The sequence below is a fragment of the Arthrobacter terricola genome, assembly GCF_004354015.1.
Lineage (GTDB): Bacteria > Actinomycetota > Actinomycetes > Actinomycetales > Micrococcaceae > Arthrobacter > Arthrobacter terricola.
On sequence record NZ_SMRU01000016.1, the window covers coordinates 41,022 to 63,168 of the forward strand.

General features: G+C 64.1%; 19 protein-coding genes. 12 read left to right on the forward strand and 7 right to left on the reverse strand.

The window, feature by feature from the left end:
* Positions 1 to 6 precede the first annotated feature (6 nt).
* On the reverse strand, positions 7 to 597 hold the full coding sequence (locus E1809_RS14215; protein WP_133204896.1) for a TetR/AcrR family transcriptional regulator: 591 nt from the start codon (positions 595 to 597) through the stop codon (positions 7 to 9).
* Positions 598 to 708: 111 nt separating this feature from the next.
* Between E1809_RS14215 and E1809_RS14220 the strand changes: the two genes are divergently transcribed.
* The gene (locus E1809_RS14220) at positions 709 to 2,265 is read left to right on the forward strand and encodes an MDR family MFS transporter (protein WP_205754194.1); all 1,557 of its coding nucleotides are present in this window, start codon (positions 709 to 711) and stop codon (positions 2,263 to 2,265) included.
* Between the two features lie 289 nt (positions 2,266 to 2,554).
* Positions 2,555 to 6,922, forward strand: a complete 4,368-nt coding sequence (locus tag E1809_RS14225) for a bifunctional nitrate reductase/sulfite reductase flavoprotein subunit alpha (RefSeq protein ID WP_133204897.1) — start codon at positions 2,555 to 2,557, stop codon at positions 6,920 to 6,922.
* A gap of 34 nt (positions 6,923 to 6,956) precedes the next feature.
* On the opposite strand, the gene E1809_RS14230 is transcribed toward E1809_RS14225, so the two are convergent.
* Positions 6,957 to 8,009, reverse strand: a complete 1,053-nt coding sequence (locus tag E1809_RS14230; RefSeq protein WP_235835605.1) for an FUSC family protein — start codon at positions 8,007 to 8,009, stop codon at positions 6,957 to 6,959.
* Between the two features lie 286 nt (positions 8,010 to 8,295).
* On the opposite strand from E1809_RS14230, the gene mscL reads away from it, so the two are divergent.
* From mscL to E1809_RS14260, 6 genes are all read left to right on the forward strand, one after another.
* Positions 8,296 to 8,727: a large conductance mechanosensitive channel protein MscL gene (gene mscL, locus E1809_RS14235; RefSeq protein ID WP_133204898.1), complete on the forward strand. Its 432-nt coding sequence runs from the start codon at positions 8,296 to 8,298 to the stop codon at positions 8,725 to 8,727.
* A gap of 883 nt (positions 8,728 to 9,610) precedes the next feature.
* Positions 9,611 to 10,969, forward strand: coding sequence for an MFS transporter (locus E1809_RS14240; RefSeq protein WP_133204899.1), 1,359 nt, complete (start codon positions 9,611 to 9,613; stop codon positions 10,967 to 10,969).
* A gap of 100 nt (positions 10,970 to 11,069) precedes the next feature.
* The gene (locus E1809_RS14245; protein ID WP_133204900.1) at positions 11,070 to 11,783 is read left to right on the forward strand and encodes a GntR family transcriptional regulator; all 714 of its coding nucleotides are present in this window, start codon (positions 11,070 to 11,072) and stop codon (positions 11,781 to 11,783) included.
* 2 nt (positions 11,784 to 11,785) lie between these two features.
* On the forward strand, positions 11,786 to 12,601 hold the full coding sequence (locus E1809_RS14250; protein WP_133204901.1) for an aspartate/glutamate racemase family protein: 816 nt from the start codon (positions 11,786 to 11,788) through the stop codon (positions 12,599 to 12,601).
* A 7-nt stretch (positions 12,602 to 12,608) separates the two neighbouring features.
* On the forward strand, positions 12,609 to 14,036 hold the full coding sequence (locus E1809_RS14255) for an amidohydrolase family protein (RefSeq protein ID WP_133204902.1): 1,428 nt from the start codon (positions 12,609 to 12,611) through the stop codon (positions 14,034 to 14,036).
* 8 nt (positions 14,037 to 14,044) lie between these two features.
* Positions 14,045 to 14,779, forward strand: a complete 735-nt coding sequence (locus E1809_RS14260; protein WP_133204903.1) for a maleate cis-trans isomerase family protein — start codon at positions 14,045 to 14,047, stop codon at positions 14,777 to 14,779.
* A gap of 2 nt (positions 14,780 to 14,781) precedes the next feature.
* On the opposite strand, the gene E1809_RS14265 is transcribed toward E1809_RS14260, so the two are convergent.
* Positions 14,782 to 14,985: a cold-shock protein gene (locus E1809_RS14265; RefSeq protein WP_133204904.1), complete on the reverse strand. Its 204-nt coding sequence runs from the start codon at positions 14,983 to 14,985 to the stop codon at positions 14,782 to 14,784.
* A 276-nt stretch (positions 14,986 to 15,261) separates the two neighbouring features.
* Here E1809_RS14265 and E1809_RS14270 point away from each other — a divergent pair, with 276 nt between their 5' ends.
* Positions 15,262 to 15,894, forward strand: coding sequence for a hypothetical protein (locus E1809_RS14270; RefSeq protein ID WP_133204905.1), 633 nt, complete (start codon positions 15,262 to 15,264; stop codon positions 15,892 to 15,894).
* A gap of 78 nt (positions 15,895 to 15,972) precedes the next feature.
* Here the strand turns inward: E1809_RS14270 and E1809_RS14275 are convergent, their stop codons facing one another.
* Entirely contained in the window at positions 15,973 to 17,028 is a 1,056-nt protein-coding gene (locus tag E1809_RS14275; protein WP_133204906.1) for an iron ABC transporter substrate-binding protein, read from the reverse strand.
* A gap of 267 nt (positions 17,029 to 17,295) precedes the next feature.
* Here E1809_RS14275 and E1809_RS14280 point away from each other — a divergent pair, with 267 nt between their 5' ends.
* Together E1809_RS14280 and E1809_RS14285 are read left to right on the forward strand one after the other, a co-directional pair.
* Positions 17,296 to 17,934, forward strand: a complete 639-nt coding sequence (locus E1809_RS14280; RefSeq protein ID WP_133204907.1) for a hypothetical protein — start codon at positions 17,296 to 17,298, stop codon at positions 17,932 to 17,934.
* A gap of 131 nt (positions 17,935 to 18,065) precedes the next feature.
* Positions 18,066 to 18,365 carry a YciI family protein gene (locus E1809_RS14285; RefSeq protein WP_133204908.1) on the forward strand — a complete coding sequence of 100 codons (300 nt, stop codon included), beginning with the start codon at positions 18,066 to 18,068 and terminating at the stop codon, positions 18,363 to 18,365.
* A 1-nt stretch (position 18,366) separates the two neighbouring features.
* Here E1809_RS14285 and E1809_RS14290 read toward each other — a convergent pair whose 3' ends face one another.
* Genes E1809_RS14290 through E1809_RS14300 form a run of 3 tightly spaced genes read right to left on the reverse strand, consistent with a single transcriptional unit; the run spans position 18,367 to position 21,259 of the window.
* Entirely contained in the window at positions 18,367 to 19,740 is a 1,374-nt protein-coding gene (locus tag E1809_RS14290) for an NAD(P)(+) transhydrogenase (Re/Si-specific) subunit beta (RefSeq protein WP_133204909.1), read from the reverse strand.
* Positions 19,737 to 20,075: an NAD(P) transhydrogenase subunit alpha gene (locus tag E1809_RS14295; protein ID WP_133204910.1), complete on the reverse strand. Its 339-nt coding sequence runs from the start codon at positions 20,073 to 20,075 to the stop codon at positions 19,737 to 19,739. Before E1809_RS14295 ends, E1809_RS14290 begins: the two co-directional genes overlap by 4 nt.
* Positions 20,075 to 21,259, reverse strand: coding sequence for a Re/Si-specific NAD(P)(+) transhydrogenase subunit alpha (locus E1809_RS14300; protein WP_133204911.1), 1,185 nt, complete (start codon positions 21,257 to 21,259; stop codon positions 20,075 to 20,077). Before E1809_RS14300 ends, E1809_RS14295 begins: the two co-directional genes overlap by 1 nt.
* Positions 21,260 to 21,467: 208 nt before the next feature.
* Here E1809_RS14300 and E1809_RS14305 point away from each other — a divergent pair, with 208 nt between their 5' ends.
* Entirely contained in the window at positions 21,468 to 22,079 is a 612-nt protein-coding gene (locus E1809_RS14305; protein ID WP_133204912.1) for an NADPH-dependent FMN reductase, read from the forward strand.
* Positions 22,080 to 22,147 lie beyond the last annotated feature (68 nt).

The window sequence follows — 22,147 nt, forward strand, 5'->3', positions numbered from 1 at the left end:
ACGCCCTCAGAATCCGGCAGGGAGCAAGCCCATTGAAATCCGGGCGGCGGCCTCGAGGATGTCTTCCTCGTCGGCGTCGACATCGCGGGCAGCCATCCCAAGCATGTTGATGGTCAGCAGGGCGAATCGGACCCTCAACTGATCTTCCACGCTGGCACCGGGAGGAGTGAGGACGGCGAAAAGCTCCGCGACGACGGCGGCCATCCCCTCTTCTTGTCCGGCTTCGGACTTGAGTTCCCTGACAAGCCGGTAGTTGGAGCCGAGGAAACGGAACATGCGCAGTCCTTGGGCATGCACGATCGCGGTCCACTGCTCAATCACGGCCCGGCGCAATTCCGCGCTGGGCTCCTGAGTCCGCGCCCAAACCACGAGGTCGGCAATTTGCCCGCGCATGGTTTCCATCAATGCGCGGACAATGTCTTCCTTGCTTTTGAAGTGGTAGTAGAGCGCGGCCTTGGTAAAACCAAGTTCCTCGGCGATCTGCCTCATCGACGTCGACTCGTAACCCTGCTCGGAAAAGAGGCGCAGGGCGACCGCCTGGATGTTTGCACGGGTCCCGCCCACCGACGGAACAGTCGCGTCGCTCAAAAGTGTCATGTGCGTACTTTCCTTGATACTCAGCCGGCTTGCCAACTAACCGGCCGGTAAGTACCATACTAACCGAGCGGTAAGTGGACCGCAAAGACATCTTCCTAAGGACTCCAACGCATGAAAGCTGAACAGGATCCAATGCCCGCCCGGCTATCGCCGCGGCAGATCGTGACCGCCATGAGCGGGCTCATCATTGCCATGCTGCTAGCCCAACTGGACAACATGATCGTTGCCCCGGCACTTCCGACCATCGTCGGTGAACTCGGTGGAATGGACCATCTCGCGTGGGTCACCACTGGATATGTCCTCGCGTCTACCGTAGCTACGCCGATTTGGGGCAAGCTCGGCGACATCTTTGGACACCGCCGCACTTTCATGACGTCGATCGCCGTGTTCCTCCTCGGATCGGCGCTCTGCGGAATGAGCCAGGACATGGCGCAGCTCATCGGTTTCCGCGCATTCCAAGGCCTCGGCGCAGGCGGCCTGATGGTCGGAATCATGGCAGCGATCGGGCTCATGGTCCCGCCACGCGAACGCGGCAAGTACCAGGGCATCATGATGGCCGTCATGCCGTTGGCCATGATCGGCGGCCCGCTGCTGGGCGGTTTCATCACGGACAACGCGTCCTGGCGCTGGGCGTTCTACGTCAACCTGCCCCTCGGCATCCTTTCCTTGGTGGTGTGCTGGTTCACCCTCAAATTGCCTAAGCAGAACCGGACGGAGAAGGTCCGCATCGACTGGTGGGGCTCCGCAGTATTGACCGTCTGGATCACCGCACTCGTGCTCATGCTCAGCTGGGGCGGAAGCCAGTACGACTGGAACTCGCCTGAAATCATCGGACTCGGCGCGATTGCCGCCGTCGGGCTCATCGTCTTCCTGGTGATCGAAAACAAAGCCGCCGAACCGGTCATCCCGCTTCGCCTCTTCAACAGCAGCAACTTCTCGCTCGCGAATGCTCTCGGTTTCATCGTCGGGTTCGCCATGTTCGGCGGCATCACCTTCCTGCCCCAGTTCCAGCAGTACGTCCAGGGCCAGTCCGCTACCAACAGCGGCCTCCTGCTGATGCCGATGATGATCGCCGCAATGGTGGTTTCGCTGAGCGGCGGCCTCGTCATCACCCGCACCGGGCACTACAAGTCGCTCCCGGTCATCGGGTCCGCGCTCATGGCTGTTGGACTGTATCTCTTCTCGACCATGGGCCTGGACACTCCGGCGTGGCAGTCGGGCGTCTACATGGCCGTGCTCGGCGCAGGCATGGGCTGCATGATGCAGACCACCAACCTCATCGCCCAGAACAGCGTGCAGATCACGGACATCGGCGCCGCAACCGGTACCAGCACCTTCGCCCGTAACATGGGCGGCTCCCTCGGAATCTCGGTCCTCGGATCGATCTACGCCAATCGCCTCACCGACACCATGGGCAACGGTGGCGGCGGCGGACTCCACCAGAGCGGACAGATCACGCCCGCAGCCCTGCACCAATTGCCCCAGGCCATCCAGGACCTGTTCAAGACCGCCGTGACCAACGGCATCCAGAGCGTGTTCCTGTGGGCCGCAATCGTGGCCGCCGTCGGGTTCGTCCTGGCGATGTTCATCCGCCACGTCCCGCTCCGCGGACACGCCCCGACTCCCACCGCGGCAGCGGAAGCCACCGCGGAAGAACTCGCCTTCTAGGAGCGCTTTCCTGGGGTGCGGGAATGGACATGTCCATTCCCGCACCCCAGCGCTGTTTAAGCCCGACGGCGGAAATCACCTACCGCCTCAACCGGCGGCGAGCGCCGCCCCGCCGAAACCCGCACCCCAACCCCGCACGACCCTCCACCACTAACACCCGCTCCAACGCCCCGGTTTGAAAGTGTTTACAAACTTGCAATGGCAGGGAAAACGGAACGCATTCTCCAGATTTGACAATGGATCAAGCCCTTTCCGGGGCGGAGGCACGCACGGGGATGGGAGTGGGGCATTGGCTGGTACGTCGGAAAAGACCGTCAAGACGCTCTGCGGCTACTGCGGTGTCGGCTGCGGGTTGGTCCTGGAGATCGGCAAGGACCCGAAGACCGGACGTACCCGTGCGATCAAGTCCATAGGGAACAAGGAACACCCCACCAACTTCGGTCGGCTCTGCACCAAGGGTGCCACGACGGCGGACATGCTCGCCGGTCCCGGACGCATGGAAACAGCGTTCATCCGCGGCGCCCGGGGCGAAGAGCCCAAGGCGCTCGACGTCGATGCCGCGATCAGCGATACCGCACGGAAACTGCGGGCCATCCTTGATACTCACGGCCCGGACGCCATTTCCCTCTATGTTTCGGGGCAGATGTCGCTCGAGGCGCAGTATCTGGCCAACAAGCTCACCAAGGGCTTCATCGGAACCAACCAGATCGAATCCAATTCCCGATTGTGCATGGCCAGTGCAGGCTCGGGATACAAACTCTCCCTCGGCGCGGACGGCCCTCCGGGCTCCTACCAGGATTTCGACAAGGCCGACGTTTTCTTCGTGGCCGGGGCGAATATGGCCGATTGCCACCCGATCCTGTTCCTGCGGCTCATGGACCGGGTCAAAGCCGGGGCGAAGCTGATTGTCGTGGACCCGCGCCGGAACAACACCGCGGACAAGGCCGACCTTTTCCTGCAGATCAAGCCTGGGACGGACCTCGCGCTCTTGAACGGCCTGATGCACCTCCTGGTGGAGAACGGGCACACCGACGCGGATTTCATCGCCGAATTCACCGAGGGCTTTGAAGCCATGCCGGAATTCCTGGCCGATTACACCCCAGAGAAAGTCGCCGGAATCACCGGCATCCCCGAAGCAGACATCCGCCAGGCCGCCCAGTGGATCGGCGAGGCCGGGGAATGGATGAGCTGCTGGACGATGGGCTTGAACCAAAGCACGCACGGGACGTGGAACACCAACGCAATCGTGAACCTGCACTTGGCTACCGGCGCGATCTGCCGTCCGGGCAGCGGCCCGTTCTCCTTGACCGGCCAGCCGAATGCGATGGGCGGCCGCGAAATGGGATACATGGGACCCGGCCTTCCCGGGCAACGCGCGGCCATCAACGCGGAGGACCGGGAGTTCGTCGAAAAGGCCTGGGGCATCCCGGCCGGAAGCATCCGTACCGAAACCGGGGCCGGGACCATCGACATGTTCCAGCGCATGGCGGAGGGACAGATCAAGGCCTGCTGGATCATTTGCACCAACCCGGTGGCCACCGTGGCGAACCGGAAGACCGTCCTGGCCGGCCTCGAAGCGGCGGAGCTTGTCATCACCCAGGACGCCTTCCGCGAGACCGAAACCAACGAATATGCCGACGTCATGCTTCCGGCAGCGTTGTGGACCGAGTCCGAAGGCGTCATGATCAACTCGGAACGCAACCTGACGCTGTTCCAGCCGGCCACCCAGGCGCCCGGCCAGTCGTTGCCGGACTGGCAGATCATTGCCCGGGTTGCCTGCGAAATGGGCTTCGCGGACGCGTTCAGCTACGCGAACGCCGAGGAGGTGTTCGAAGAGATCAAGGACTTCTGGAACCCGAAGACCGGTTACGACCTGCGCGGCGTCAGCTATTCGAGGCTGCGTGAAACCCCGGTGCAGTGGCCCGCAGCCACTGCCGACGGCAGCGATCGGAACCCGATCCGGTACGTCAACGACGGGGTGAGCCAGAAGCTCCTGGTCCGGGAGGACGGCACCGTCCCGCGGTTGGCGTTCCCGACGGCGTCCGGCCGGGCCTCGTTTTTCGCCCGCCCGCACATGGCCCCGGCGGAGATGCCCGACGACGATTATCCGGTCCTGCTCAACACGGGCCGGCTCGCGCACCAGTGGCACACCATGACCAAGACGGGAAAGGTCGCCAAGCTCAACAAGCTCAATCCCGGACCGTTCGTCGAAATCCACCCGGACGACGCCGATCGGCTGGGAATCGTCGACAAAGACCAGGTGGAGGTCGCTTCTCGGCGCGGCAGGGCAGTGTTGCCCGCCGTCGTCACGGACCGGGTCCGGCCAGGCAACTGCTTCGCACCGTTCCACTGGAACGACGTCTTCGGCGAGTACTTGTCCATCAATGCCGTCACCAACGACGCGATCGACCCGATCTCCCAGCAACCCGAGTTCAAGGCGTGCGCCGTCACCTTGAGCAAGGTCAAAAGTGCCCCCGCCGTGGAATACGCCGCAGCAGGGGCAGCCGAGGCACCGGCGACGCCAGCTTCGAACCACGAACCGATCGGTCCGGCACCAGCCATGGAGGTAGCAGCAGTGACACAAGGACAAGTGCTCGCACGGATCCTGGGCCACCAAGCACAACCCGCTCCGCAGTTCACCCCTGCAGGGCATGCCTACCTGTCCGGGATGCTCGCCGCGCTGGACGCAGGAGCTGCAAGCCTCACGGGAGGCGCTCCGGCCTTGCCAGCCAACGCACCCTTCGACTCCGCCACGCGCATGTTCGTTGACGGCATGCTCGCGGGTATGTACTCCCGCAGCTACGTCCCCGGCCCTGAAGCCTTGGAACCCAGCACCTTGGGACCCGCCGTCGTACGCCCCCAAGCCGCCACGGCTACCAGCACCCCGGCGATGCCGGCACCCGCGCCCGCGCCGGCCGCTCCGCCGTCGTCGTCTACCGAGCAGGAACCCGCAGCGCCTCCTGTCCTGGTCCTATGGGCTTCCCAGACCGGCAACGCCGAGGAATTCGCCGCCCAATGCGCGGCAGAACTCAGCGGCGCCGGGCGGCCAGCTGAGATGCGCTGCATGGACGACGTGGACGTCGCCACCCTCGCAGGGACGGCCGAACTGCTGATCGTCACCAGCACCACGGGCGACGGCGAAGCCCCGGACAATGGTTCGTCGTTCTGGGATGCGATCAGCGCCGAAAGCGCGCCGACGCTTGCCGGAACCCGCTACTCGGTGCTCGGCTTCGGCGACTCGAGCTACGACGATTTCTGCGGCTATGCCCGCAAACTCGACGCCCGGCTCGCCGAGCTAGGAGCAACACGGATCGCTCCGCGGACCGATTGCGAACCCGATTTCGAAGAACCGGCCGGAAACTGGCTCGCAACGATCCAGGTGGCCCTCGCTACCGAGGCCCCGGCCGACGTCGAGCCCGGCACGGCGCTAGCGGCGCCACTCGGAGTACCTTCCGAGGGCAGGGCCACCGTAGCCGCGCCAGCGCCCGCTCCCGCGAAAGTCCCGCACCTTGTTGAACCGGGCTCCGCGGAACCCTCCGGGTTCACTCGCAAAGCACCGCTTTCCACGCTCCTGGTCCGCAACGAAAGCCTCAGCCGCCCCGGAGCGTCGAAGGACGTCCGCCAATTCGGCTTCCACCTCCCCGAAGGTTCCCTGAGCTACGAGGCCGGCGATGCCCTTGGCGTCTGGCCCAGGAACAACCCCCGCCTTGTCGCAGAATGGCTTGAGCGCACGGGACTGGACCGGAGCACGCCGGTGACCCTTCCCGAACACGGCACCATGGCACTCGAAACCGCGCTGCGCGAACGCCTCGACATCACCAAGATCACTCCTGACTTCCTTCGTTTCGTCGTGGACCGCACTCACGACAAGGAACTGGCCTCCTTGCTGCGGCCAGAAAACAAGGCGGCACTTGCTGAGTGGCTCTGGGCCCGGCAACCCGCGGACGTCCTGAAGTCATTGAAGGTGCGGGCCACCGCCGACGAATGGCTCACGGTCCTCAAGCCGCTGCAGCCGCGCCTGTATTCGATTTCCTCAAGCCCGAAAACGGACCCCCGCGAAGTCCAACTCACCGTTTCGGCTGTCAGGTACGGCTGCGAAGGCACGCCTCGTTTCGGGGTCTGTTCCACATTCCTGGCGGACCATGTTGAAGACGACAACGTGTCCATCTACATCCAGAAGGCCAGCAACTTCCGCCCGCCGTCTACATCCGAAACCCCGATGATCATGGTCGGTCCCGGAACCGGAATCGCCCCGTTCCGCGGATTCCTGCACGAACGCCAGGCCTTGGGCCACACCGGACCGAACTGGCTGTTCTTCGGCGAGCAACACGCCGAGACCGATTTCTACTACAGGGACGAAATCACGGCCATGCACTCCGACGGGTTCCTGACCCGCCTGGACCTCGCGTTCTCCCGGGATCAGGCAGAGAAGATCTACGTGCAGGACCGCATGCGTGAGCATGGCGCCGAGATCTGGCGGTGGCTCGAAGCCGGAGCGCACTTCTACGTTTGCGGCGACGCCAGCCGGATGGCCAAGGACGTCGACAAGAGCCTTGCCGCGATTGCGATGGACCACGGCCGGCTAAGCGAAATCGAAGCCAAGGCGTACCTCAAGCACCTCGCCGCCAAGAAACGCTACGTGCGCGACGTGTACTGAGGCCAGGACGCCGCTACTGCGGTGCCCGCCACTTTCATCGCTTTGCCCAGCGCCGCCAGACCGCCGGAGCCACCACTACGGCGACACCTACAGCCGCGCCGATCACCGTTTCCACAATGCGGTCCCGCAGCAACAAGCCCGGATCCACCCGCGCCACAAGCAAGGTGGAAATCAAGGCAAGCGGCGTCACAAAGACCTGCGCCAAGAGGTACTGGCGGGCAATGAACAGCTCGGCGCCAAACTGGCACAACGCGATGACCAACACCATTTCCCACGGCACAGGGTTCAACCACAAAATTCCGGCGAGCAGCAGCAAACCCAGCACAGCGCCGGCGATCCTCTGGATGCCGCGGCGGATGCGGTGCCGCGTGGAATGGCCGACGAGCGGAACCACGGCCGCCACCATGGCCCAGTAGGTGTGCCCGAAACCGAGCCGTTCGCCAACCAGCGTAGCCAAGGTGCCGGCGAGCCCTGCGGCCGCAAGGTAACCACCGCCTTCAAGCCACGCCGCCCGCCGTTCGGGCCCGGTGTGCCGGATCCGCGGGGGCCGTTTCCATGGAGTCCTGTGGCTCTTGACCACTCGCGCAGACATGCCGATCAACAAGCACAGCACAGTGGTCAACACGGCGACCAACATGGCCTCCGCAAGGGGAGGCTGCGCCGGAATCGAGGCTATTGCCGCGAAGGCGAAGATATGAAACAGGGATCCAGCCGGACGGAGCCGCCACCATGCGGCGATTAGCGAACAAGCGCCGGCAACCGCCGTCGTCGACGCCGTCAGGAACCACGAATAAGCGACGGCGCCGATCCCCCACTGCTGCGCCACGCGAGCGGTCAACGTCGCCAACAGGATGACAACGAGCATCAGGCCGCCAGCCCGCAGTTGGCTCCGGAAGCGCAGGCTATGTGGTTCGTTCCGGCCGTAAATCCCGGTGAAGGCGCCAAAGGAAGCGAACACGGCGAGGTCCAGGCGCCCGATCAGCGTCAGCGCGATCAGCGGGACGAACACCCCCACGGCACAGCGAAGCGCCGGGTGATGGTCCTTGTTGCCCGGACCGATCCGGAACATCTCTGCCAGGACGCCCAATGGATCGCCTGCCTCCCTCTGCGTCTCGCGCAACGCGCTTTCTGCGGATAATACTGCCCGACGGCGGCACTGGCATCCGCTTCGAGCTTACGTTGGGCAGCCCAACGAGGGTGCATGGATTTCCGTTCAATGGAATGGCACGGGAGCGGCGGAGAGGCGTCGTGGGCGCTTCGATTGATAGGGTCGTTCCAGTTACCCGTGCCGGGCTGAGCACCATTCCGGCCACATCCCGTTTACCGATAGACCGGCACAGACACGCCAGTACCGATACCCCCGGAGGTCACCCATGCTCAAAGGATTCAAGGACTTCGTCCTTCGCGGCAACATCATCGAACTGTCCATCGCAGTGGTCATCGGTACCGCGTTCACCGCTCTGGTTGCGGCGTTCACCACCAACATCGTGAACCCGGTTGTCGCGGCCGCCGGTGGCGTAAACGCCGAAGGCCTTGGCTTCGCGATCTGGCCCGACAACCCCAAGACATTCGTGAACTTCGGCGCAGTAATCACGGCCATGGTGACCTTCATCATCACGGCCGCCGTGGTGTACTTCATCTTCGTCGCACCGATGAACAAGATCAACGAACTGACCAAGCGCCGCGCCGCCATCGCAGAGCCCGAGGAAGAGCCGATTCCCGCCGACACCGCGCTCCTCGTGGAAATCCGCGACCTCCTGACGGAACTCGCAGCTGCAAACAAGCAAAGCGACAACGTCCGCTAAGCTCCGGCCCGCTAAGGTCGAAGGCGCTAAGGTCCGGTGCACTTAGGTCGGGGGCGCCCGGCGGCGGGCTGACACACAGGGTATTCCTAGGTCGCCAGGCCTTCTCCGCGTCGCGTAGCCCGATGTGCGTCGCCAAGCGAAACCCTCGTCGCGCAGCGTTACCACCGTCTGCTGGCAATACCCTCGTCGCGCGCAGCACAACACTGAAGGCGAGCAACGCCGTCGGGCATTCCACGCCACCCTAATCGTCCGGCGACGCGGAAAATCCCTGGCGCGACAAGTATTCCGGTATCGCCAGGTCTTCTGGGCGTCGCACAGCCGGACGAGCGTCACCAGGCAAAACCTGCGTCGCGCGGTAAGGCCTACGTCGCGCGCAGCACCGCTCCGCTCGCACCGCGCCGCCGTCGGGCATTCCACGCCACCCTAATCGTCCAGTGACGCGGGAAATCCCTGACGCTACCAATATTCCGTATTCCGGTATCGCCAGGCTTTCTCCGCGTCGCCGGGCGAAACCTGCGTCGCACGGCACTAACCCGAACCACCGAACCGAGGGACCGCGGACACTGCTTTGGTATCCCACAGCTGGACCACGCAACCCCGAGCACCCGCAACCGCAAACCCAAAACCATCACAGTCACATTCCGTTTCTTCGATTTGCATACCAAATTCCTTGACAGTGCTTCGGGTCACATCTAACTTTGTTTTTGGGATCCCAAACCGGGATCCCAAAAACGGACTCAATGAACCGGCAGCGTCCTTCCTCCCAGAAACGAGGACCAGGCCGCTATAGCTGCCGCCGGCGAGGGTCCGATCGCGGCGGAAACCCGCCCGGCTCATACCTCCACGACGCTCCCCCGCACCTCACTCCCACGAAGGAGAAGCTGTGTCGCTCCAAAACACCGAAACAGCAAACGAAACATCCAACGAAGCAACACAAACAATAGGAAAAACCGGCAAGGACGGCGTGCAGCGACGCACGAACGTCCGCTGGAAACTCTTCATCCTGCTGCTGATCCTGGTGTCCGTCAACTACATCGACCGCGGTTCGATTTCCGTGGCACTGCCCATCATCCAGAAGGAATTCAACCTCGCGCCCGAGCTCGTCGGACTCCTGCTCTCTGCTTTCTTCTGGACCTATGCCCTGATGCAAATCCCCGTCGGCTGGCTTATCGACCGCTTCGGTCCCCGCAAGATGATCACGGCCTCGTGCATCGGCTGGGGCGCGGCGACTGCGGCCTCGGGCTTTGCCGGCGGCTTCCTGACCATGTTCATCGCCCGTCTGGGCATCGGCGTCACGGAGGCAGGCGTCATGCCGTCCGGCGGCAAGCTCAACGCTATCTGGATGCACCGCAAGGAACGCGGCCGCGGCGCCACCATCCTCGACGCCGGAGCTCCGCTGGGCGCAGGCCTCGGCGGCATCCTCATCACTTGGCTCATCGCCTCCACCGGAAGCTGGCGCTCTTCGTTCATCATTGCCGGTTTCGCCACGGTCCTCATGGGCGTGGCTGTGTGGTGGTACGTCCGGGACAACCCGCGCAGCCACAAGGCAGTCAACGACGCCGAAGCCGACTACATAGAGGCATCCCACGCCGAGGAAGACGCGGAAGCGCAAAAGGAAGGCGCCAAAGGAAAGCGTGCCCTCCTCCCCTACCTGAAGTTCCGTTCGTTCTGGGCCATGTGCTTCGGCTGGCTTGGCTTCAACGGCGTGTTCTATGGCCTGCTGACCTGGGGCCCGCTGTACCTGGCGCAGGCCAAGGGCTTCAACTTGAACACCATCGGCTGGTCCACGTTCGTGATCTTCGGTGCCGGGTTCGTCGGTGAAATCCTCGGCGGAACCATCGCTGACAAATGGCGCGCGACCGGCGCTTCGGCGAACCTCGTCATGCGTACCCTGCTCGGTTTCTCCAGCGTCGTCGTGGTGGGCGGCCTCGTCGGGGTGACGGTCGTCTCCGACCCGATCACCGCCGTCGTACTCCTCTCCGTGGTGCTGTTCTTCCTTCGCTGGGTGGGCCTCTTCTGGTCCATTCCCGCGCTCCTCGGCGGCCGCACGAACGCCGGCGTGCTGGGCGGCGCCATGAACTTCAGCGGCAACATCGCCGGGTTTGTCACCCCGATTGTGGTAGGCCTGATTGTCGGAGCCACGGGCTCCTACACCTGGGCACTCCTGCTGTTTGTTGGGTCCGCGGCCATCATGGCCGTCTCCGTCCTGGCCTTGGACTACAACAAGCGACTCCCGGTCTAACTCGCCTGACCGGTCCGGCCCGCGGTCCTGAACCGCCGCGGGCCGGGCGCCACCGGGAATGCCGGGCGCACGGCCTCACGAACCACGAATGGAGCTAAAAATGCTTACCGCAGAAGACACGAACAACGCGGATCGCCCCCTCCGGGAATCCGTGCGTGACACCCTCCGTTCGAGGATCTTCGAGGGCCACTATGCGCCCGGCACCCGGCTGGTGGAACGGGACCTCGCCGCCGAATTCAACGTATCGCGCCTGCCCATCCGCGAAGCACTGCGCATGCTGCGGCAGGAGGGACTTATCCAGGAACGGGCGTCGCGGGGTTCCGAAGTGGCCGGACTCAGCCCCAAGGACGTCGAGGACTTGTTCGATGTCCGCCAATCCCTTGAAGTCCTCGCTTGCCGGCTGGCCGCGACCCGCGCGACGAACGAGGATCTCGAACACCTGGCCGGGCTCCTCGAGGAAGCTGAACGCTGCCTAGCCAAGGGTTCGATCCTTGAGGCACACCGCGCCAACAGCGAATTCCACGACGCCATCACGGCCATCGCCAACAACGATTTCCTTCGCTCCGCCCTCGAACCACTCCAAGGCCGCATGCACTGGCTCTTCCGCCACGTGAGTGACCTCCCCGAACTCATCCAGGAGCACCGCGAGCTCTACGCCGCCATCGCGAGCGGCGACCCCGGGCGCGCGGCAACCCAATCGGCGTCGCACATTGGAAAGTACCGCGAGCAGTTCCCCGAGAACCCGCCCGCCGCCCAACCCAAGTCACAAACCCGACCCAAGCTTCAAGACCGACTCAAGCTGCAAGGGAAATGAACATGAAACTGCTAGTCATCAACCCCAACATCAGCGAGGAAGTCACCGCGCTGATCGACGCCGAAGCCCGGCGTTCAGCGGGACCGGACACAGAGCTGATCGTCCGGACCGCAGGCCACGGCGTCGAGTACATCGAAACCCGCTTTGAATCCCTCATCGCCGCAGGCGCCGTCGCAGAAATCATCGCCGAACACAGCGGCAGCGATCCGGCCGCGGATCGGGTAGATGGCGTTGTGGTGGCCGCGTTCGGCGATCCGGGAATGCCGGCTCTCAAGGAACTGTGCGACGTCCCCGTCATCGGCATCACCGAAGCCGCCTTGTGCGCCGCCGCCCTTCAAGGCCAGCGTTTCTCGATCATTGCCATCTCGGACCGCATTACTGCCTGGTACCGGGACTGCGTGGAGCACTTCGGGCTCGGCGGGCGGCTCGCGTCAATTCGCTCCATCAACCAAAGCCTCAACGGCATCGGCAGCGTGCAGCGCGACTTCAAGGAAACCCTCCTGACACTCAGCCGGCAGGCCGTCGCCGAGGACGGTGCCGACGTCGTGATCCTCGCAGGTGCCCCGCTCGCCGGACTCGCGCGCGAACTTGAGGGACAAATCCCGGTGCCGGTTGTGGACGGGATTTCCGCGGGGATCCGCATGACGGAGGCCGTCGTGGCCCTCCAGTCCGGTTTCCACCGCCAAGGCGCGTTCGCGCCGCCGCCCGTCAAGCGCCGCCAGGGGCTGTCCGAAAACCTCGACGCCGCCCTGACCGCCATCCAGGCCGCCGCCAGTTCCGCGACTGGCACCCCAAGCGCCGTTCCGACCGGAAAGTAGGAAGACCGTGACTACCCACGATCTCGTCATCGCCCACGGCACCGTGGTCAACAGCTTCGGGCGGCAGGCCGCCCATGTAGTGGTCGACGGCGGCCGCGTCACCGAGCTCGTCGACGCCACCGAGCCGGTTCCGGCAGCCGCACGCACCATCGACGCGTCCGGCCAACTCGTGATTCCCGGCGGAGTGGACGGCCATTGCCACGTAGCCCAAGTGACCGGCCGCTTCCGGACCTCGGACGACTACCGCACCACCTCCACCGCGGCGCTGTGGGGCGGAACCACCACCATCATCGACTTCGGCATTCCGCGCGACGCCCAGGAATCGCCTTTGGACGCGGTCCTCAACAAGAAGCGGCTCGCGGAGGAGTCCCGCTGCGACGTCGCGCTGCATGGCTCCGTGGTCAGTTGGGACGAGACAGTGCCCTGGCAGTTGGAGCAGCTCGCCGCCGAGGGCGTCCGATCCGTGAAGATGTACACCACCAACCGCGGCTCCACGATGGCCGACGGCGACACGATCCTGAAAGTCATGCGCGAAATGGTGCGCCTCGACGGACTCACGTACATCCACGCCGAGCACGATCCGATCATCGCTGACTGCACCGAACAGCACGCCGCCGACGGCCGGATCGGCATCGAGCACCTGCATTCCACCCGTCCGGAGCTCGCCGAGGAAATCTCCGTTAAGGAAACCCTCGCCATGGCCGAATACACTGGCGCGCCGGTCTACTTCGTGCACCAGTCGACCCCGGGAGCCGTGGACCTCGTCACCGAGGCTCGCGTTCGCGGCCAGGAAGCATACTCCGAAACTTGCCCGCACTACCTCACGCTGGACGACACCGTCTACGGATCGACCTTCCCGGAGTGGTACGCGTGCTGCCCGCCTATGCGCAGCCCCGAAACCGTGGCCGCCCTAAAGGAGCGCCTCGCCGCAGGTGCCATCCACACGGTCTCCTCGGACCACTCCTGCTACGACCTCTCGCAGAAACGCGAGCGCACGGACGACATCCGCTTCATGCCGCACGGGCTGCCTGGCGTCGAAACCCGCATGCCCGTTACGTTCACCGCTATGGCAGCGGGCAGCACAGTGGAGGACTTCGTCGAGGTGTTCTCAGCCGGCCCGGCGCGCATCAACGCCGTGCCCGGCAAGGGCACCATCGCGCCAGGATTCGACGCCGACCTGGTCGTCTTCGACCCGGACGAAAAACGCGAGGTCGACGGCGGCGCTCTCCACATGGGAACTGACTTCTCGCCTTTCGAGGGGAAGACGCTGAGCGGCTGGCCCGCCGTCGTTGTCTCCGGTGGGCGCGTGGTGATCGACGACGGCGGTTTCCACGATCCCGGCCCCGTTGGCCGTTTCGTCCCCCGCAACGGGTTCATCGCTCACCGCGATGCCCTGTCCTCTGTCCAAGATGGCGTGTCCGCCATTTCCCTCTAGGAGCCACCATGCCTTCAAGCAACCGCCCCGTACGCATCGGCATGATCGTGCCGTCCTCCAACACGTGCCTTGAGCCGCAGAGCTACCGGATCCTGGGTGAGCGGAAGGATGTCACGATTCATTTCACGCGGATTCCGGTCACCCGGATCGCCCTGGACGATTCCTCGGACAAACAATTCGATTCGGCGGTCATGCGTGAAGCCGCCGGTTTGCTTGCGACGGCCGACGTGGACGTGATCGCGTGGAACGGCACGTCGGGTTCCTGGCTTGGTGCTGCCCATGACGAAGAGTTGGTGCGCGAAATCACCGAGGCGACGGGTATCCCTGCCACGACTTCCACGCTGGCATACATGGAGGCCTTCAGGACATTCGGCGCAGAGCGGATCGGCATGTTCACGCCCTACACCGAGGACGTCAACAACGCGGTCATCGAGGCCTATGCCCGCGAGGGAATCAAGACCGTGGACCATCGCCACCTGGACCTGAGCGACAACGAATCGTTCGGCCGGGTCACGGACGCAGAAATGCTGCCCGGGTCCTTGGAACTTGCGGCCTCGAACCCGGACGCACTGATTTACCTGTGCACGAACCTCTATGGGGCCAACATTGCCGCGGAGGTGGAGGAAACCACCGGCGTGGCTGTACTGGATTCAGTGGCCGTGACGTTGTGGCACTGCCTCAAGCTTGCCGGCGCCCCTTTGCTTTCGCCGCAGTGGGGCCGGCTCCTGGCAGAAATCCCCTAGGACTAGAGGGGCTTGATGTTCTCCGCCTGGGGGCCTTTCGGTCCCTGGACGACGTCGAACTGGACCCGCTGGTTCTCATCCAACGACCGGTATCCACTCGTGGCGATTGCCGAGTAGTGGGCAAAGACGTCCGCCGAACCGTCGTCGGGGGCAATGAAGCCGAAACCCTTTTCGGCGTTGAACCATTTGACAATACCTGTTGCCACGGCGCATGTTCCTTCTCTAAAACTGACTGACCATCGGCCTCACGCCCGACGCCCCCCGGACACATCCGTCCGCTTCCTCAAACCTACGGCCCGGGGTGCGGAGGCGCAAGGATATTTGGAGCCTGGCGGACGGTTTGCTTGGACTTCACGCCAACGGGGTCAGTCTGCGGCTTTGATGGCCACCGTGCGGTTTGGACGCCGCCACCTCTGGCGAATTTCCCTGCGCGCATGCAAGGATGATCCCTACACTCACAGCGGTTCAATATTGGGGGGACTATGACCGAGAGCACCAACCTGCCGGAAAACACCCAGCCGGAGGCTGGCCCGGGAGGGCCACGGCCCGAGTTTGGGCAAAGATTCCCGGAGGCCCCCGGCCCCCAGATCCCTTCCTGGCATCCCGAAGCAAGCCGCTCCCAAGCAGCGCCGCAGCCCGCGTTCCAAGCGTTCCCGCCATTCCCAGCACGACGTAGCGAGAACGTGGGACGTGGCGCACTGTTCGCGCTCCCGGCGATTCCCATCGGCGTCGTTTGCTGGCTGATCATTTGGAACTTTGGCTGGATCTCCTCGATTGTCACGTTTGTCGCGGCTGCCATCGCAGCCCGTTTCTACGTGATGGGCGCCGGGGGCTTGAGTCGAAAGGGCGTGTGGGTGGTGGCCGGAATTACCGTAGCCACCGCGCTGCTGTCCTTTGCGGCCGGTGTTTGGCTGGATGCCGCCAAGTACATCAACAGCCAACCGTTCTCCTTGATCACCAGTTCCGAGCCGTGGGACTTGATCGGCTACAACCTCAACAACAACCCGAATTTCGTCCCGTCATACATGGGGGACTTCCTGATGGCGCTGTTGTTCGCAGCGTTGGGCTGCTTCTTCACCCTTCGACGCCTTTTCGCTTCGACCAAGAACGGCTGACGCGCAGGCAAGGAACGCAGAAGGCCGGCCCGCACCGAGTGCAGGCCGGCCTTCCTGGCGCCAGGAAGACAGCAGAGCCTAGAGCAGCCCCGCCTGGGTCATCAGCTCAGTCACTTTGTCGCTATTGAGCTTGGCCGGGTCGATCGACGGCGCCTGGAGATCCTTGAGCGGAACGAGCTTCGGGTTCGCGGGCACGTCCGAGCCGACGGTGTATTCGAAGGAGTCGCCGGTCTGCAGGACCTGCTGGCCCTCCTTGCCCGTGATGAACTTCAGGAACTCCTGGGCTTCGGCCTGCTTCTTGCTGGAGGCAAGGACGGCACCGCCCGAGACGCTGACAAATGCGCCCGGATCCTGGTTCTTGAAGTAGTAAAGGGAGACGTTCTTGCTGTTCTCGCCGGTTTGGGCCTGGTCTACGAAGGAGTAGTAGTGGTACAGCACTCCCGCGTCGACTTCACCGGCATTGACCCCGGCGAGGACCGGGGTGTCGTCCTTGTAGGACTTGAAGTTGGTCTTCGCCGCTTCCAGCCACTTCTCGGTAGCGTCCTGGCCCTTGAGTTCGAGCATCGCGCTGACGATTGCCTGGAAATCGGCGCCTCCTGTTGACGCGCCGATGCGGCCCTTCCACGCCGGGTCGGCGAGGTCCATAAGGGACTTGGGGAGCTGATCCGCGCTCAGTTTGTTCTTGTTGTACGCGAGCACGGTTGAACGTGCGGCGATGCCCGTCCAGTTGCCCGTGGAAGGCCGGTATTGCGAAGGAACCTGGTCCAGGGTGGCCTTGTCCACCGGCGCGAGCAGGCCGGAATTCGCAATCCGCACCATAGCCGGGGAGTTTTCGGTCAGGAAGACGTCGGCTGGGGAATTCTTCCCCTCTTCGCTGAGCTGGTTGCTCATCTCAAGGTCGTCACCGTTGCGGAGCGTCACCTTGATGCCCGTCGCATTGGTGAAGGCTGCCACCCATGCGCCGGTGAGGTTTTCGTGCTGGGCGTTGTAGACCACGATGCTGTCGCCACCGGCAGCCGGGGCGCCGGAAGCGGAGCCCGACGTCGAAGCGGACCCGCCGCTGCACGCCGAAAGCGCCAGGAGCGAAGCCGAGGCGACGGCAATGGTCGTGGCAGTTTTGAAGCCGAATTTCATGGGGGCCTTTCAGATGTTCCGCTGGAACCGGAACAGTTGGGGGATGCCTATGATGGTAAGGCAAACCTAACTGTAATAAGAACACGTCCATGTTGCGTAATTATGGTCGCACTGGATCCGACTGTTACGCACTTGCCGTTAAGAGGGCGCTAAATCCCTGCCCCCTCGCGTAAGGAAACCATCAAGACCGACGGAGGCGCCCCCACTGGGTGCTCTCATGAAGGAGGAATCAACGGCCAGCCGACCTCTCCAGGAGCGGAGTTCACCATGAATCGCAATGCATTCACCCACACGACAACTTTCGACGCCGGGCTGCCGGGCTCCCGTCCAAATGACTTCGTGGTGGTGGATGACACTGGAGATTTCATCTACTACCCGTCCGAGGCGATCATGCTCGAAGACTTGGAGTACGTCGGCGAAGCGGCCAGCATCTTCGATCGTGCGGGCAACGACTTCCGCCTGGCCTTGGAGGGTGGCCGGAACCTGCGCCTCGGGGCGCCGTTCGGCACGGTTGAGTTCACGTGGCTCCGCCAAGCATGGAAGAGCGCACGGCACAGGGAGCCCAAGGATCATCGACTGCTCCGCTTCTACCCCGCGACATTGGACTCCCTCGTGGCCGGAATATTTGAAACCCTCACACTTGAGCTAGCCAAGGAAGCCTCCAAATCCCCATGGGTTGTAGAGGTCGAAGGGGAAGCATCCCACGTGCAGACCCTGAAGGACGTGGATCTCTTCCTCGGCAAGGTGGACCATCTCGAAAGGACAATGGTGGTGGATCCTTTCGGACACAACTACCGGCCAACGCGCCACGCTCCGCATCTCCTCCAGGCCATTGGCGCCCACGCCATCTTTTACGTCGAAATCGAAGGGCAACCAAGGAAACCGGAAACTCCCAGCTCCACCTAGGCCAGTATTCGTCCAGGTGGGTTACCGTCCCGTCGGTGTTCTGCGATAGTGGGTAAGCACCGTGTCCGCGGCGACTTCTTCGGAATCATCAACCCGCCTGACTCGCAGGCAAACACCAGGGAGTACTAAAAATGGCACAGTTCCTCATCACCTATCACGGCATGGGCCACCCCACACCGGAAATGATGGAAGCTAGCAGGCAGGCGTTCTTCTCTTGGGTCGAAACAACCGGCGGCGCAGTGACCGACCCGGGCGCTCCGGTCAACTTCGTAGCCCAGCTGGCAGCCGGCGAGCCCGCACCCGCCGCCGAGATAGCCGGCTACACGATCATCCAGGCCGAATCGCTCGACGCCGCCCGCGCCCTACTCGCCGAGCACCCCTTCATTGCTCGCGGGGGAACCCTACAGATCAGTGAGTGCCTCGGCGTCTGAACTACAAAGCCTTGACCGCGCTGAGCACTTTGGTCAGGGAATCCTTGGCATCGCCGAACAAAAGGGTGGTTTGCGGCTCGTACATGAGGTCGTTCTCGATCCCCGCGAACCCCGGGCGCGTCGATCGTTTGAGGAACACGACTTGCCGTGCATCGGCAACTTCCAGGATGGGCATGCCGTAGATCGGCGATCCTGCCGTGGTCTTCGCGGCAGGATTGACGACGTCGTTCGCGCCGACAACCAAGGCGACGTCCGCGGTCCGGAACTCAGAATTGATCTCGGCCATTTCCTTGAGCGACTCGTAGGGCACGTTCGCCTCGGCGAGGAGGACGTTCATGTGCCCCGGCATCCGCCCGGCGACGGGGTGGATCGCGAAATCGACGTCGATCCCCCGCTCCTCAAGCGCCAGCGCCAGTTCCGCCGCTGTGTGCTGGCCTTGGGCAACCGCGAGCCCGTAGCCCGGCACAATGATGACCCGTTGCGCGTAGCCCAGGAGCACCGCGACGTCCTCCGCGCTGGATGAACGCACCGGACGATCGCTCACCGCCGTCGAACCCGCCGTCGAGCCTCCCCTGAACGCGCCGAAGAGGATTCCCGCGACGCTGCGGCCCATGGCCGCCGCCATGGCCCGGGTCAGGATAGTGCCGGACGCACCCACCAAGGTGCCAGCCACCACCAACAAAACATTGCCGAGCACCAGGCCTGAGGCGGCCACCGCCAATCCGGTGAACGCGTTCAGCAGGGAGATGACGATCGGCACGTCCGCGCCGCCTACCGGCAGCACGAGCAGGACGCCGGCGGCGAGGCCAAGCAACACGAGCACCAAAGCGAGCGTAAGCGAGCCGCTGAAAACAACCCCGACGGCGGCAGCCACCGCAGCGAGCAGCACGGCTGCCATGAGGGGCGGGAGGCCGGGGAACACCACGGGGCGGGTGGTCATGAGCTCCTGCAGCTTGGAAAACGTGATGCCCGACCCCGCGAAGGACACGGCCCCCACCAGCAGGGTGAACACAATGGCTACCCGCACCGCGGCGTCCTCGGTGTGCCCGAGTTCGAGGAGCGCCACGAGCGCGGCGGCGCCACCGCCGACTCCGTTGAACAAGGCCACAAGCTGCGGCATCTGGGTCATTTTCACCTGGCGGGCAACGGGCGCGGCCACCCCGGAGCCAACCACCATCGCGCCCAGGATCCAAGGAACGTTGTCCATCTTGACCGAGAAAAAGACGGTGGCGACGGCGAGCGCCGCACCAAATGCGCCCACGAGGTTGCCCCGCCGAGCGGTCCGCGGAGAGTTCAAGCCCTTGAGCGCGAGGATGAAGCACACGGCCGCGGCAAGGTATAGAAGGGAGGTCCACACGGGATCGATGAGGGTCATCGCGTCCCTTCCTTGGCCTTGGCATCCACGGCTTCGGGCTTCTTGGCTGGAAGCTGCTTCTTGCGGCCACGGAACATTTCGAGCATGCGGTCCGTCACCACGAATCCGCCCACGAGGTTGGCGGTCGCGAGCACGACGGCGAGCAACGCCACGGCGAGCACCCACGGATCGGAGGCCTGCCCGGCCACGATGATGGCGCCCACCAGGATGATTCCGTGGATGGCGTTCGCTCCGGACATCAGGGGCGTATGCAGCGTGCTCGAGACCTTCGAAACCACTTCGAAGCCCACGAAGACAGCCAGCACCGTGATGGTGAGCAGCGCGATGCCGTCCATTAGGAAACCCCTTCATTCGCCGAATCTTTGGAGCCTACTGACTCGACGGCTCCCAGTGCCTCGGCGGTGGGACCGTGCCGCACCACGCCGTCGTGCGTCAGGCAGGCACCCGCCACCACTTCGTCGTCGAAGTCGGGAACGAGGGCGCCGTCGCGGACCATCAGTGCCAGCAAGTTGGCGACGTTCTTCGCGTACAGGCGCGAGGCATCCGCGGGCATCGACGATGCCGCGTCCTTCATGCCCACCAGGATGACCACTCCCTGGCCGTCCACGGTGGGAACCTCAAGGTCGAGGCCAGGCACCGAGCCCTCCACGTTTCCACCCGATTCGGCGGCGAGGTCGACGACGACCGATCCCGGGCGCATTTGCCGCACCATGTCGAGGCTCACCAGGAGCGGTGCCCGCCTTCCGGGGACGGCCGCCGTCGTGATCAGTACGTCGGCTTGGGCGACGTGCGGGGCGAGTAGCTGGCGTTGCAGGGCGCCGCGGTCCGCGCTGAGTTCGCGCGCATAACCGCCCGAGGCCTCAGCCGTTTCGACGTCGAGCTTGATGAACGTGCCGCCCATGGAGGCGACCTCGTCGGCGGAGGCGGGCCGGATGTCGTTCGCGGAGACCCTCGCGCCCAGCCTCTTCGCGGTGCCGATCGCCTGGAGCCCTGCTACTCCGGCGCCGAGCACCAGCACGCGGGCGGGCGGGATGGTTCCGGCCGCGGTCATGTACAGGGGGAAGAAGCGGGGCAAGCGCATGGCTGCCTCAAGCACGCAACGGTAGCCGGTCACGAGCGCTTGGGATGTGAGCGCGTCCATCGATTGCGCGCGGGAGATGCGCGGCACGAGTTCGAGGGCAAAGGACGTGACTCCCGCCTCTGCGAGCGCCCGGACGGTGGCAAGTTCCGACGACGGCGAGGCCAGTCCCACGGTGACCGCGCCGCGGTGCAGGGCAGCCGCCGTCGTTGGCTCTAGGGGCCGGACGTGCGCGAACACGTCAAGGGTGCCCAGCGCCAGGTCTGAAACGATGGCTGCGCCGGCTTGGCGGTATTCCTCGTCGTGGTGTCCCGCGGCCGCTCCGGCACCTCTTTCGACGAGCACTTCGAGTCCCAGCGCCGCCAGTTGCTTGACCGTTTCCGGCGTCGCAGCCACACGCCGTTCGCCCTCCAGGCGTTCCCTCGCTATGCCGAGTTTCACCCGTGCTCCTTTCCCGAAACGTCCCCGGTCCGAGCCATCGTTGGCTTGAGTCTAAGGCTGGAAAGGCCCTGGCGGGAGGGGGCATGCCTGCGGCCGTGGCCATTCACATCTGCCGTAGGCTCCACTAAGCTCGCTGTGGCTGGGAGCCTCCAGTTACCGTACCGTCGATGAGCCGGTTCCGGCCGCGCCGTCGGGAAGGAACACAGCTATGGCAACGTACAAGATCGGATACTTCGTCGGCAGCCTTTCAAGCCACTCCATCAACCGGGTCCTCGCCAAGGCGCTTATCAGCGTGGCACCGGAAGAGCTTGAATTCACGGAGATCCCCATCAAGGACCTTCCCCTCTACAGCCCGGAGTACGACGCCGAGTACCCACCTGCGGGCCGTGCGCTCAAGGACGCGATTGCGGCGTCGGACGGCATCCTGTTCGTCTCTCCCGAATACAACCGTTCCATCCCCGGTGCCCTGAAGAACGCGATCGACTGGGGTTCCCGTCCTTGGGGTACAAATTCGTTCGCCCGCAAGCCCACGGGCCTCATCGGCACCTCTCCGGGCAGCATCGGAACAGCCGTGATGCAGTCCAACATGCGCAGCGTCTTGAGCTTCCTCGACGCACCGCAACTCAACGCTCCGGAGGCCTACATCAAGTACGACGCCGCGGCTTATGCCGAGGACGGGTCAGTCTTGAATGAGGGCACGGCCGCGATGCTGCGCCACTTCATGGAAGAGTACAGCGCCTTTGTCCAACGGGTCCTGGCCGCCAACGCTCCCGGACACATCGGCGATCAGCATCCGGACAGTGCGAAGCTGACGCGCTAGCTGCGCTGCCGTGTGGTAATTTTCGCGAGGATCAATAGCGGCTCGTCCGTCATCGGGAGCCATGTCAT